The organism is Vibrio sp. 1151_11, from assembly GCF_029478525.1.
GTDB lineage: Bacteria > Pseudomonadota > Gammaproteobacteria > Enterobacterales > Vibrionaceae > Vibrio > Vibrio anguillarum.
In genome coordinates, this window is record NZ_SHMN01000002.1 from 82,705 (window position 1) to 96,733 (window position 14,029).

Sequence of the window (14,029 nt, forward strand, 5' to 3'; positions counted from 1 at the left end):
GTGACAACTTTGCCTAATAATACCCTAGTCTAGAGCTCAAGTATTTGCTAACGTGCAAAAGTCTAACCAAAAACCATATTATGAGGACTTCGCATGTCGATTTGGGATGAAGTAACACTGCACACTCGCTATGGTGAATTACCCTCGGCTTTTTATTCTCAAGTGAACCCAGCGCCTTTAGACAATGTGCGTTGGGTTGCTTGGAATGCCTCACTGGCTGGCGATTTGTCTTTACCAGCACAACCTAATGATGAGCTACTGCACGGCCTGTCTGGCCAAGTTATTCCCGCGCAATTTAAGCCATTAGCGATGAAATACGCGGGCCATCAATTTGGTATTTATAACCCTGATTTAGGTGATGGCCGTGGGTTACTGTTGGCCGAAATCGAGAGTAAAACGGGTGAAGTGTATGATCTGCATTTGAAAGGTGCAGGGCTTACGCCTTATTCGCGTATGGGGGATGGCCGCGCCGTACTGCGCTCCACTATTCGCGAATACTTGTGTAGTGAGGCGATGACGGGTCTTGGGATTGCGACCACAAGAGCATTAGCGATGATGAGCAGTGACACGCCTGTTTATCGAGAAAAACAAGAGCGAGGTGCGCTGCTAGTACGTGTAGCGCAGAGCCATATTCGCTTTGGCCATTTTGAACATTTTTTCTATACCAACCAATTAGCAGAACAAAAACAGCTGGCTGATAAAGTGATTGAGTGGCATTACCCTGATTGCCTTACACAAGAAAAACCTTATGCGGCCATGTTTAGTCACATTGTTGATCGCACCGCTAAGATGATTGCCGATTGGCAAGCGGTTGGATTTGCTCATGGCGTAATGAATACCGACAACATGTCTATCCTCGGTCAAACCTTTGACTACGGTCCTTTTGCTTTTCTCGACGATTATGAACCGACTTATATTGGCAATCACTCCGATTATCAAGGCCGCTACGCGTTTGATCAGCAGCCGCGCGTGGCGTTGTGGAACCTGTCCGCTTTAGCACATGCATTGTCACCGTTAGTGGAAAGAAGCGATCTGGAAGCGGCACTCGCTCAGTTTGAAGCGCAGCTCGGCCGTTATTTTAGCCAGCAAATGCGTTGTAAATTGGGGTTGTTGGCCTCTCTGCCCGGTGATTCTGTGTTGTTTGAGCAAATGTTTGAGTTATTAACCAAAAATCACACCGACTACACTCGCTTTTTCCGGCAACTATCCAGCTTGGATCGAGAAGGGGAGCGACTGGTATTGGATCTCTTTATTGACCGCGCTGCCGCTCAGTCTTGGCTTGAACAGTATCTGGCTCGTTGTGAGCGAGAAATCGACAGTTCGGGGAACGCGATTTCGATTGAGCAGCGCTGCGCAGAGATGAGAAAAGTGAATCCGAAATATATTTTGCGTAATTATTTGGCTCAACAAGCGATCGATAAAGCAGAACAGGGTGATTACCAACAAGTGCACCAATTAGTACAATTGTTAGCCAACCCTTATGCCGAGCAGCCGGAAAAGAGTCATTTTGCCCAGCTTCCTCCTGAATGGGGGAAAAAAATGGAAATCAGTTGTTCCTCATAAGTAACGCATTTTGTGATCTCTATCTAGACAGAATTCAAACTTTACATAAATATCAATAATCAAAAAAATGACCTATAGCTACACTAGGCCGATCAGTTGAAAATATGGATAGTGGACATGCAGGCAAGAACGCGCATTCTAGTCGTGGATGATGACGAAGAGATTCGGCAATTATTAGATGAGTACTTGACGAAGTCTGGTTTTGATATCGTCACCACCGCGGATGGCATCGAGCTATTAGCCTATTTGGAACGTAACAGTTATCCCGATCTTATTTTGTTGGATGTGATGATGCCCGGAGACGATGGTTTTACTTTATGCCAAAAAATCCGTCGTCATTCGAACGTTCCTATCATTATGTTGACCGCGGTTTCTGATGAAACTGACCAAATCATTGGTTTAGAAATTGGCGCGGATGATTATGTGGCGAAACCTTTTAACCCGCGTCAGTTAATGGCGCGCATCAAGGCTTTGCTGCGCCGGGTACAAGTCAATGATGAAAAAACAACCGATGCGCTGCCCAAACAAATTACGTTTGGTGATTGGCAACTCGATACCTTGTCACACCGAATTACACATCTAGAGCGTGCCGATGAGCATGACTTGTCAGGCAGTGATTTTGCATTACTGATGCTGTTTTTAACCCGGCCTAAGGAAGTGCTTGATCGCGATACCATCTCATTTGCTACTCGTGGACGTGAAGCGCTCCCTTTTGAGCGAGGTATCGACGTGCAACTTAGCCGTTTACGTCAGCGATTGGGTGATAGTGCAAAATACCCTCACTATATTAAAACCATGCGTGGCAACGGTTATATTCTGGCCGTTCCGGTCAGTTACGGCCATTAAAAATGACGCTAAGACGTCTCTTTTCACGCTTAAAACCCAACTCTCTTGTCTCACGAACACTGCTGCTGACTTTGTTGGCGGTGGTGATAGCACAGGGCATTGCAACGGCGATTTGGTACAGCCAATCTAAACAAAAAGAGTTGGAAGGGATCAGTTCCGTTTCTTCTAGCATGGCAGGTATGTTTGCTTCCACCGTGACCTTTTTTCAATCACTGCCCGTCAAATATCGGCATATCGTGCTGGATCAAATTCGCAATATGGGGGGAACCCGTTTTTTTGTCTCATTCAATAAAGAGCCATTGACTGTGGAGCCGATTATCGATACGCCGCTCAAGCGAGCTTCAGTCGATGCAGTGAGGGAAGTGTTGCAACAAAAGCTCAATAACGTTGAGAGTATTCAAGTTGAATTTACCAAACCAGAACATTTGCGGTTACTAAAAAACGATATTTTTCTCAGCGACTTACCTAAGTCGTGGGCCTACCATACACTCACACTTGAACCGCTAAACCCGCCAGTGCTGGTGGTACAAATCGAACTATCAAGCCATGAATGGGTTTACGTGGCGGCGCTACTTCCCGCCCCATACGTGAAACTGGATGACACTCTATTAAGAAAAGAGCAGATCTTATTTCTCTTTTTTTCCACCACTATTTTGTTAGCGTTGACCTACTTGCTTATGCGCCGCCAAGTTCGGCCACTGAGAAATTTAGCCAAAGCGGCGAATGAGATGAGTATGGATATTGCCCAGCGTCCCTTGCGTGAAGAGGGGGCGACAGAATTGATCACGGCGACCCGCGCATTCAATCGTATGCAGCAACGAATTCGACGTTACGTGGCCGATAGAGAGCATCTGTTTTCTGCCATCTCTCATGATTTAAAAACACCCATCACCCGCTTACGCCTAAGGGCTGAATTGCTCGAAAGCGATGTTAAGCGCGAAAAATTTAACCGCGATCTCGATGAGCTAGAGATGATGGTTAAAGGGGCATTGCAGTGCGTGCGAGATACCGATTTACACGAAAATAACAGCAGTATTGATCTCAATGAGATGATTCAGATGATTGCTGAAGGGTACAACTTAACTCGCCAAGTGGTCCATTTTTCGCCTACACAGCTTGAACCGATAATCGCTAAGCCTCTAGCTATTCAACGAGTATTGACAAACTTGATTGGCAATGGCGTGAAGTATGGTCAGCAAGTGTGGGTGAAGTTGGAAGAAAATCCAGAGTGGGTGGTTATCACCATTCAAGACCAAGGCCCGGGGATCCCGATAGATAAATTAGAAGCGGTCTTTGAGCCCTATTTTCGCCTTGCCGATGATGACCAAGGCCACGGTCTTGGCCTTGGAATATGCCGAAGTATTTTACATGGACACGGCGGAGATCTCATTTTACGCAATCCAGCTCATGGTGGTCTGGAAGCACAAGTCTTTATCCCACCTACGTTAGCGGTGTAGTGTAACGCTTTCGTTACGTTAAAATTACGGTTTGTTTCAACGAAAAAAATTTTCTTTGATTAGACTAGTAGGTAAACGATCAGCACTTTAATGGTTAATAAAAGTTTGCGAATCAGGTTTGCCGAATCAAAACCAAGGAAGATGATGATGAAATTCCATAACACTCTGCTTGCTTTATCTTTCCTCTCTGCCTCTTTCATTCCTTCGACTCACGCTGGTGAAGTGGAAGTACTCCATTGGTGGACTTCCGGTGGTGAAGCCAAGTCGATAGCTGTGCTCACCGAAATGTTGGAGCAGCAAGGCCATAGTTGGAAAGATTTCGCTGTCGCAGGTGGTGGTGGTGAAAGTGCCATGACGGTATTGAAAACGCGCGCGGTGTCGGGTAACCCACCGTCGGCGGCTCAAATTAAAGGGCACGATATTCAAGAATGGGCGGGGCTTGGTTTTCTCACGAATCTTAATGATGTAGCCAAACAGGGTGGTTGGGATGAAGTCGTACCACCGATGATCACCAATGTCATGAAGTGGAATGGCCAGTATGTGGCCGTGCCAGTTAACGTGCATCGCGTCAACTGGTTGTGGGTTAACCCTGCGGTACTGGCTAAAGTGGGTGCTAAAGTGCCAACTACGTTAGACGAGTTTTTTGTTGCGGGCGATAAGATCAAAGCCGCGGGTTATGTGCCACTGGCGCACGGTGGCCAACCTTGGCAAGACGCGACGGTTTTTGAAACGGTGGCGTTGAGCGTTCTTGGCTCACAAGATTACGTGAAAGCGTTTGTTGAGCTCGATATGGCTGTGCTCGCGGGCGACAAAATGGTTGATGTGTTCAGCCAGTTTAAAAAAGTTCATGACTACATTGATGTTAACTCTCCGGGTCGTGATTGGAACGTTGCGACTTCAATGGTGATAAATGGTGAAGCGGCGATGCAGATCATGGGCGACTGGGCAAAAGGTGAGTTTACCGCAGCGGGTAAAGTTGCGGGTAAAGATTACCTGTGCGTGGCCGCGCCAGGTACGGCCGATCAATTTATCCATAATGTCGATAGTTTTGTCTTTTTTGAGCTAACTGATGCGGACAATAAGCAGGCGCAAAAAGCGCTAGCCGCCACGATCCTAGATCCTAAATTCCAAGAGGTATTTAACCTCAACAAAGGCTCGATTCCGGTACGCACAGATATGAATATGTCAAAATTTGACCAGTGCGCGTTGGACTCAATGGCGGCCTTTAAAGCGACGGCTAAGTCCAACAACCTTGTGCCCAGTATTGCCCATGGTATGTCGACAACCAGCTATGCCCAAGGCGCGATTTTTGATGTCGTAACGAACTTCTTCAATGATCCAAAAGCGGATCCAAAACAAGCAGCACAAAAACTAGCGAAAGCGGTGAAAGCTGCGATGTAGCCCTAACCCCCAGAGTGGGTAGGTTTTTTAGCCTGCCTGCTCACCCTCTTCTTTTTTGTAGCACACCACTTTCAGTGTGCTACTAACATAATCTGTCGGTTCTAACCAATTAGCGCGCTCTCCGATAAAGAGCTCGGGGGGAGTGCCCAAACTAGGCTTGCTGTTTGGGCGGAGGGTGCGCTTCCTTCCTGTTTCACATTTTTTTGTCATTCTCATCGCCGCCCTTTGATGGATTTAGCTGGGTGTCATTTCCCACCCAAAATTCATATTCCTTGGGTCATTTTCTACCCATTTTTGCTTTCTATCATAAGATTCTATGGGTTGTTGTTAACTGAATAGCTGGTGACACCTTATGGTTACTGGCTTGTTAATGGAATGTGTCATGTTGGCTTGTTAATTGCCTTATAGAAAACAACCAGCACCCATTGATGGGGCTGATATGTTCAATCAAGGAGAATAATAATGTTAAAGCCACTGACTTTGCTGACCGCTTCCATTCTTGCTGTAACCAGTTTTAATGCGGCCGCAAATTGCGACCCCGGCGAAATCGTCATTAAGTTTAGCCACGTCACGAATACAGATAAGCACCCTAAAGGCATTGCGGCTTCGCTGCTTGAAGAGCGTGTTAATAAGGAGATGAATGGTAAGGCTTGCCTACAAGTTTTCCCTAATTCAACCTTATACGATGACGACAAAGTATTGGAAGCCATGCTAAACGGCGATGTGCAGCTAGCGGCGCCTTCATTATCAAAATTTGAAAAATTCACCAAAAAATTCCGTATTTTTGACCTGCCATTCCTATTTGAGGATGTGGACGCAGTTGACCGTTTCCAAAACTCAGCTGACGGTGAAAAACTGAAAAATTCAATGACACGTCGTGGTGTGAAAGGGTTGGAGTTTTGGCATAACGGTATGAAACAGATGTCAGCCAATAAACCTCTACTCGTTCCGGCGGATGCAAAAGGATTAAAGTTCCGCGTGCAAGCATCTGATGTACTGGTGGCTCAGTTTGAGCAGCTTGGTGCAAACCCGCAAAAAATGTCTTTTGCAGAAGTGTATGGCGGTTTGCAAACCAAAGTTATTGATGGTCAAGAAAATACATGGTCCAACATTTACGGTAAGAAATTCTTTGAAGTGCAAGATGGCATTACCGAAACCGATCACGGCATTTTGGACTACCTAGTGGTGACATCGAGCAAGTGGTGGGACAGCCTACCAGTCGACGTGCGTGACCAGTTCGCGACCATTTTAAAAGAAGTCACGGAAGCGCGTAATGCGGAATCAAATAAAGTCGAGCTCCAAAATAGACAATACGTGTTGGAAGCCGGAGGCGTGATCCGCACTCTCACACCTGAACAGCGCCAGCAATGGGTTACAACGCTGAAGCCTGTGTGGCAGAAATTTGAAAAAGACATCGGTTCAGATTTGATTGAGGCAGCGCTGGCTTCAAACAAATAATCAGCCTCCAACCCCACCTTGCGTGGTGGGGTTGGACTCAACGCGTTTATTGCTCGTCTCATTGATAACTAACCTGAAGCCGTGCGGTGACCTTGAGCCAATTCCGATAATTACTATGAGAGCGATGTATCACATGGAACACTCTTTTTTCTCTAAAGTCGGCCGATTTACCGATGCGATTGAAGAAATGCTGATTGCATTCTTCTTGGGCTCGATGACCTTATTAACGTTCGTTAACGTTGTTTATCGCTATGTTTTTAACGGCAACATTTTATGGGCATTGGAATTAACCGTGTTCATGTTTGCATGGATGGTACTGGTTGGTGCGTCCTATGGGGTAAAGAAACACTTTCACATCGGAGTTGATGTGGTCATTAACATGGTGCCTGCAACCATGCGAAAAGTGTCTGCACTGGTCGCGGTGGCTTGTTGTTTAACCTTTTCTATTTTACTGCTCATCGGTTCGTGGAATTACTGGTATCCGTTTGCGACTGAGCGTGCTTGGTATGAAACCGACGATATTCCTATGCCGGAAATGCTGCAATTTCTCTCCGATTGGCTCAATGAAGGGGAGCGCTATGAAAAAATGCCGCGCTTTATTCCATACATGGCATTGCCTATCGGGATGGGATTACTCACTTTTCGCTTTTTACAAATCGCCTATCAAATTCTCAGCGGTAAGTTAGACAGAATGATTTCTGGCCATGAAGCCGAGGAAGATCTTGAAGCGCTGAAAGCGGAAATGGCACAAGTGAGCGAGACCATATTAGAGCCGAACCGCGAAGCGACCCCGCCTATTGATTCTCGCAAGGAGCGTTAATTCATGGATATTTTACTGCTGTTTGTTATGGTCATCGGCTTTATGTTAGTCGGTGTACCCATTGCTATCTCGCTCGGATTATCCAGCGTTCTGTTCCTACTTTGGCACTCCGATACTTCTTTAGCGTCAGTGGCTCAAACCTTGTTTAACGCTTTTGAAGGCCATTACACTTTGCTTGCAATTCCATTTTTTATTTTGGCTTCCAGCTTTATGTCAACCGGAGGTGTGGCAAAACGGATTATCCGTTTCGCTATCGCTATGGTGGGTTGGTTTCGGGGAGGGCTGGCGATTGCTTCGGTAGTGGCCTGTATGATGTTTGCGGCGCTGTCAGGTTCTTCACCGGCGACAGTGGTGGCGATCGGCAGTATTGTTATTGCCGGAATGGTTAAAAATGGCTACAGCAAAGAGTTTGCTGCGGGGGTTATTTGTAATGCTGGCACATTGGGCATCTTGATCCCACCTTCGATTGTAATGGTCGTGTACGCAGCCGCGACCGATGTATCGGTAGGGCGCATGTTTTTAGGCGGTGTGATCCCAGGTTTATTAGCGGGTTTGATGCTGATTGTTGCTATCTATATTTTTGCACGAATTAAAAACCTGCCGAAACAACCTTTTGTGGGTTGGAAAGAAGCGATCTTCGCCGCCAAAGATGCCAGCTGGGGTTTGTTGCTGGTGGTGATCATTCTCGGCGGGATTTACGGTGGTATCTTTACGCCAACCGAAGCGGCTGCGGTGGCAGCGGTATACGCTTTCTTGATTGCCAATTTTGTTTACAAAGATATGGGGCCGTTCGCCGACAAAGAAAATACCAAACCTGCCTTGGTCAAAATCGTGCAAGCCTTTTTCCATAAAGATACGCAAGCGACTTTGTTTGATGCAGGTAAACTGACCATCATGCTGCTGTTTATTATCGCCAATGCATTGATATTGAAACATGTTCTGACCGAAGAGCGCATTCCGCAAATTATTGCTGAATCGATGCTTTCCGCCGGTCTCGGGCCTATAACATTTTTGATTGTAGTCAACATATTACTGCTACTTGGTGGTCAGTTTATGGAGCCATCAGGGCTGCTGATCATTGTTGCTCCATTGGTCTTCCCCATCGCCATCGCACTCGGTATTGACCCCATTCACCTTGGGATCATGATGGTGGTGAACATGGAAATAGGGATGATCACACCGCCCGTCGGGTTAAACTTGTTTGTCACCGCAGGGGTAGCCAAAATGTCGATGATGAATGTGGTGAAAGCGGCGCTACCGTGGGTGGCGATTATGTTCCTATTTTTGATGATTGTGACCTACGTGCCTTGGATTTCCACTTGGTTACCAACCACCTTAATGGGGCCGGAAATCATCACTAAGTAACCAAAATGCTGACCTGAAATTTCTATGGCTGCGGCATGTTATTAGAGCTCTATATTTTATAGAGCTCTTTGTCTAATCCGTAACGCTGCATTTTGTCGTACAACGTTTTACGCGGTACGTTGAGCCTTTCCATTGTTTCATTGATACGCCCACCACACTCAATCAATGCTTGTTCGATCACGGATTTTTCAAATTCGGCCACTTGTTCGACTAAATGGGTGGGTAATTTTTGTGATGGCTCGCTGTCGCCTAACTGAGCCAGTTTCCCCAATAGCACATAGCGCTCTGCGGCGTTGCGTAGTTCGCGCACGTTTCCCGGCCAGTCATGGCTGATTAAGCGCTGCATTTCAGGTTGAGAGAGTGCGGTTGCCGCTTTACCGTAACGAGCCGCGGCCACTAACAAAAAGTGATGGAAAAGTGCAGGAATATCCTCTTTACGTTGGCGAAGTGGTGGAATATCTAATGTGACAATGTTTAAGCGATAGTAGAGATCTTGACGAAAGGTTCCTGCTTGAGCTGCTTGCTTTAAATCGACTTTTGTTGCGGCGATGACTCGAATATCCAGAGGAATCAAGGTATTGGACCCAACTCGTTCAATGACTCTTTCTTGCAATACGCGTAATAAACGAATTTGCGCCTGCATCGGCATTGATTCAATCTCGTCCAGAAATAAGGTGCCGCCTTGTGCATGTTCAAATTTGCCAATGCGTTTGGTTTCAGCGCCAGTAAAGGCGCCTTTTTCATGGCCGTAAAGTTCACTTTCTATCAAATTTTCAGGCACTGCGCCGCAGTTCAGTGCGACGAAATTGAGCTCGCGGCGAGAACTCTGCTCATGTAACGAGCGAGCAACCAGCTCCTTTCCTGTGCCAGTTTCGCCAAACAGTAGAATGTCAGCCTGAGTGTCGGCGACATGAGTGATGGTGTCCCTTAACGCTTGGATGTTGCCAGTATTACCGATAATGCGTGGTCCAAGAGTTTGGCTCGCTTTTAAGCTGCGTTTTAGCTGCTGATTTTCTAACGTTAAGTGGCGTTTTTCTATCGCGCGGTGGATGGTTTCTATCAAGCGTTCAGTAGCAAAAGGTTTTTCGATAAAATCGTATGCGCCATCGTGCATCGCTTGTACGGCCATCGAAATATCGCCATGTCCTGTGATCAAAATAACAGGGACCTCAGCATCTTGATGATGAATCGAGTTGAGTAAGCTCTGGCCGCTGAGGCCAGGTAAGCAAATATCACTCACCACCACAAGAGGCAGCCCGTCGGCTTTGGCCGCCAGTAAGGCTTCTTCCGCACTGGAAAATAACCGCGCTGTGAGGTCGGCGAGCTCGAAACTTTGCGCAATGGCGATACGGATATCCGCCTCATCATCGATAAAAAATACATCACACATTGGTTGTCCTTAACTGCTTTTTATCTTTAAACCATACTTTGTCTGTAAATCACGCGCTTGGCGTAACGATCGGTAGAGAGACTGAAAATCGCGCCCCACACTGCGGTGAACTGGCCATCGTTAACTCACCGTCCATGCTTTGTATTATCTGCTGTGAAATCGACAAGCCTAAGCCTAAGCCATTTTTTTTCGTGGTGAAAAACGGTTCGAAAAGATGGGCTATTTTTTCTTGTGTAATTCCCGGGCCGTTATCATCAATATGGATCAACACTTGAGAGGCCTTGCACTCAGTGCTCAAATGAACGCATTTTTGATGTTGTTCCTCAAGGGCCTGCATCGCGTTGGTTAGCAAGTTAATCAAGACTTGTTCTAGTTGGATTGGATTGACACGCACCCAAAGATCCATCGCGGGTAATTCCATCTCAAACTGAATCAAATTCGATTTAAATTGCGGTTGCATCAACTCTTTTGTCGACAAAATAATCGGTAATAATTGCGCGTTCACTTTCTCATCGGTGTTACTTTTTCGCGCAAACGATTTGAGCTGTTCACTGATTTTAGCCATGCGTTCGGTGAGCGCTGAAATGCGAGTCAAGTTGTCATCGGTCCGTTCCGGCTTACCATTGGCTAAAAAACGCCGCCCATTGTCGGCAAAACTGCGGATAGCGGCCAGTGGATTATTCAGCTCGTGACTAATACTGGCGGACATTTGCCCAAGCACAGCCAGTTTCGCAGCTTGGATCAATTCATCTTGAGTTTGGCGTAACATGCTCTCTGTTTTACTTCGCTCCGCAATTTCCGCGTGCAGTGCAGAGGTTCGCTCCATCACCAGAAACTCTAATTTTTGTTTTGCTTCAGACTGTAACTGTTCGATTTGGCGCTGTTTGAGTTGGCGGTGATGAACCAGTAATAGCCCTAGGTAGACGATGGCAAACAGCATGCTGTTGATCAGAGTAAATCCAAAGCTATCCCAGAAAATGTTTATTTTGGGCGATAAAACCCGAATGTTGAGCCCGATACTGGGCAGCGGTTTGGTTGAAACGATGAAATCGCCTTTAATCCAAGTTTGATAAGGATTTTCCCATTCGGCAACGGATGCGTTGAAATCGCCGATCAATCCGAGTGAGCGAATGGAGGTATCAAGATATTGGCGGCTATTTTGAACCGCAATTCGATCGCTTTCGCTCAGCATGGTAACACTTTTAAACAGCCACTCCGGTTGGCTGGACATGAAAATAATGTTGTTGTTGTCGGTGGCGACAAAATAGCTTTGTTTGCTCTGCCAGTTTTCCTCAATCGCGGAAAGATCCATCTTCACTACCACTACGCCAATGACATCCGCGGCATAAACGATAGGGTAGGAGTAGTAATATCCTCGTTGCCCCGATGTTGATCCTAACGCAAAATATTGGCTCTCTTGCCCAGTTATGGCCATTTTAAAGTAAGGCCGCCAAGCGAAGTTTCGGCCAATAAATGAATGAGTGAGGTGCCAGTTACTTGCTGCGATCGTGTTGCCATATTGGTCGATGAGGTAGGTGTCAGCGGCTTGAATCACTTCATTGACCTGCTCTAAATAGCGATTAGTGATTTCAATTTGGGCGCTATTGCTGGGGCTGTGTAAAGCGTCAATGAGTTCTTTATCTTTGGCTAGCAATCTTGGGATATGTGCATATTTATCAAGTTTTGTGGTGATGTGGCTAGAGAATCGCTCTAGCTGAGCTTGATGTTCAATCAATAAACTTTGGTAGTTGTGTCGCCAAACAAAATGCGCCCCAGCCGCTGTAGACAAAAGGAATAACGTTACAAAAATAAGGTTTACTCGGCGAATATGTAGCATCCTTTCTCCATGTTCAGCGGCGCGACAAGGGCAGTTCTTTTGCGAGAGATATTCATTTTTGCAAGTTTCTGATAATGCTCCCAGCATTGACTCATAATTCTACTGGTTTTCCTTTGGGTGATGTTTAAAAAGAGCGCAATTGTGGGGTGCAAAACAGGAGCAAGATCTCTTTTTACGCTTTTGGGGTAAAAAAAGCCTCGATTCCCTTGAAAAAGCCTTTATTGTCCCCATTTCAAAACTGTGCTTTTTCACGTTGGTGGAATTTTTAGCACTTAGAAAGCAATTTAGGGTACGGAATCATCTCTCTGCGGTGATTGGCTCGACAGCACTGATTCTGGTCGGTAGAATGTCGCGTCTAAATTTTCTGTCCTGAGACTAATCAGAGATACCTTTTGTGATGCATTAGAGTCTCTAAAGATATCGCTTATTAGTCCAATATTGGCTCTTTTGGCCAATGTTGATGCTGGTTTTAATATAAGTGTTCGGATAGAGCACAACACAAGGATGCAGCCAAGCACAAGGCATCGCCTAAGTTGCGGCTCATATTGCTCAGAAATACTGGGCCAGTTTTGAGGTTTATAAATAATGCAAGTTACTGTTGAAACGCTAGAAGGCCTAGAGCGCCGTCTGAATATTACTGTTCCTGCTGCTAACATCGAAGATGCAGTTACAAAAGAGCTACGCAATATCGCTAAGAATCGTCGTTTCGATGGTTTCCGCAAAGGCAAAGTGCCTTTGAAAATGGTTGCGCAAATGTACGGTAAAGCGGTACGTCAAGACGTCATGGGCGAAGTGATGCAACGCCACTTCATTGAAGCTATCGTAAAAGAGAAAATCAACCCAGCAGGCGCACCAACATTTGCACCAGTTTCTATCGAAGAAGGCCAAGACCTTGTTTTCAATGCAACTTTTGAAGTATATCCAGAAGTTGAGTTAAAAGGTCTAGAAAACATCACTGTTGAAAAACCAGCGGTTGAAGTGAAGGAAGAAGACGTTGCTGAGATGCTAGAAACGTTACGCAAGCAACAAGCAACGTGGAAAGAAGTAGACGCAGCTGCGGAAGCGGGTTCGCGCGCGACGATCGATTTTGTTGGTTCTATTGATGGCGTTGAGTTTGAAGGCGGTAAAGCTGAAAACTTCCCTCTAGAAATGGGTGCAGGTCGCATGATCCCTGGTTTTGAAGACGGTATCGTTGGCAAAACCAAAGGTATGGAATTTGAAATCGACGTTAACTTCCCTGAAGATTACCACGCGGAAAATCTAAAAGGTAAAGCGGCGAAATTCGCAATTAAAATCAACAAAGTTGAAGTGCGTGAATTACCAGAGTTAAACGACGAGTTCGTTGCCAAATTTGGTGTCGCTGAAGGTGGCGTTGAAGCGCTGAAAGCTGAAGTTCGCAAGAATATGGAACGTGAACTTAAGCAAGCAGTAAAAAACCGCATTAAAGAGCAAGCGATTGAAGGTCTAGTAAAAGAGAACGATATCAATGTTCCTTCTGCACTGATCGATCAAGAGATCGACGTACTGCGTCAACAAGCTGCGCAACGCTTTGGCGGTAACCCAGAAGCGGCCGCTCAACTACCACGTGAATTGTTTGAAGAACAAGCAAAACGTCGCGTAGTGGTTGGCCTACTTCTTGGTGAAGTGATCAAGTCTGAAGAGCTAAAAGCTGACGAAGATAAAGTGAAAGCATTGATCGAAGAGATGGCAACAGCGTACGAAGATCCAGCTGAAGTAATGGCATACTATTCTCAAAATCAGCAAATGATGAACAACATGCGTAACCTTGCTCTAGAAGAGCAAGCAATCGACGCGATCATTGCTAAAGCACAGGTTTCTGAAAAGGCTGTTAGCTTCAATGAGCTAATGAACCAGCAACCTGCTTAATAAGC

The 14,029-nt window shown here is 46.0% G+C and carries 10 protein-coding genes; 8 read left to right on the plus strand and 2 right to left on the minus strand.

Annotated elements, in window-relative coordinates; all coding sequences use genetic code 11:
- The first annotated feature begins 93 nt into the window (after positions 1–93).
- The 7 genes from EXZ60_RS02255 to EXZ60_RS02285 all read left to right on the plus strand — a co-directional run bounded on the left by EXZ60_RS02255 (position 94) and on the right by EXZ60_RS02285 (position 8,910).
- Entirely contained in the window at positions 94–1,563 is a 1,470-nt protein-coding gene (locus EXZ60_RS02255; protein ID WP_277435222.1) for a protein adenylyltransferase SelO, read from the plus strand.
- Between the two features lie 117 nt (positions 1,564–1,680).
- Complete coding sequence (locus EXZ60_RS02260) at positions 1,681–2,409, plus strand: response regulator (protein WP_026028047.1); 729 nt, start codon at positions 1,681–1,683, stop codon at positions 2,407–2,409.
- 2 nt (positions 2,410–2,411) lie between these two features.
- Positions 2,412–3,866: an ATP-binding protein gene (locus EXZ60_RS02265; protein ID WP_170899127.1), complete on the plus strand. Its 1,455-nt coding sequence runs from the start codon at positions 2,412–2,414 to the stop codon at positions 3,864–3,866.
- A 147-nt stretch (positions 3,867–4,013) separates the two neighbouring features.
- Positions 4,014–5,267: an ABC transporter substrate-binding protein gene (locus EXZ60_RS02270; protein WP_094149799.1), complete on the plus strand. Its 1,254-nt coding sequence runs from the start codon at positions 4,014–4,016 to the stop codon at positions 5,265–5,267.
- Between the two features lie 462 nt (positions 5,268–5,729).
- Positions 5,730–6,725 (plus strand): TRAP transporter substrate-binding protein, encoded by a 996-nt coding sequence (locus EXZ60_RS02275; protein ID WP_064624926.1) that lies wholly within the window; start codon positions 5,730–5,732, stop codon positions 6,723–6,725.
- 133 nt (positions 6,726–6,858) lie between these two features.
- Complete coding sequence (locus tag EXZ60_RS02280; protein ID WP_094165740.1) at positions 6,859–7,545, plus strand: TRAP transporter small permease; 687 nt, start codon at positions 6,859–6,861, stop codon at positions 7,543–7,545.
- Between the two features lie 3 nt (positions 7,546–7,548).
- Positions 7,549–8,910, plus strand: coding sequence for a TRAP transporter large permease (locus EXZ60_RS02285; protein ID WP_013857190.1), 1,362 nt, complete (start codon positions 7,549–7,551; stop codon positions 8,908–8,910).
- Positions 8,911–8,959: 49 nt separating this feature from the next.
- On the opposite strand, the gene EXZ60_RS02290 is transcribed toward EXZ60_RS02285, so the two are convergent.
- Together EXZ60_RS02290 and EXZ60_RS02295 are read right to left on the minus strand one after the other, a co-directional pair.
- The gene (locus EXZ60_RS02290) at positions 8,960–10,300 is read right to left on the minus strand and encodes a sigma-54 dependent transcriptional regulator (RefSeq protein WP_047690794.1); all 1,341 of its coding nucleotides are present in this window, start codon (positions 10,298–10,300) and stop codon (positions 8,960–8,962) included.
- A gap of 49 nt (positions 10,301–10,349) precedes the next feature.
- On the minus strand, positions 10,350–12,137 hold the full coding sequence (locus EXZ60_RS02295; RefSeq protein WP_277435223.1) for a sensor histidine kinase: 1,788 nt from the start codon (positions 12,135–12,137) through the stop codon (positions 10,350–10,352).
- Positions 12,138–12,722: 585 nt separating this feature from the next.
- On the opposite strand from EXZ60_RS02295, the gene tig reads away from it, so the two are divergent.
- The gene (gene tig / locus EXZ60_RS02300; protein ID WP_013857186.1) at positions 12,723–14,024 is read left to right on the plus strand and encodes a trigger factor; all 1,302 of its coding nucleotides are present in this window, start codon (positions 12,723–12,725) and stop codon (positions 14,022–14,024) included.
- Positions 14,025–14,029 lie beyond the last annotated feature (5 nt).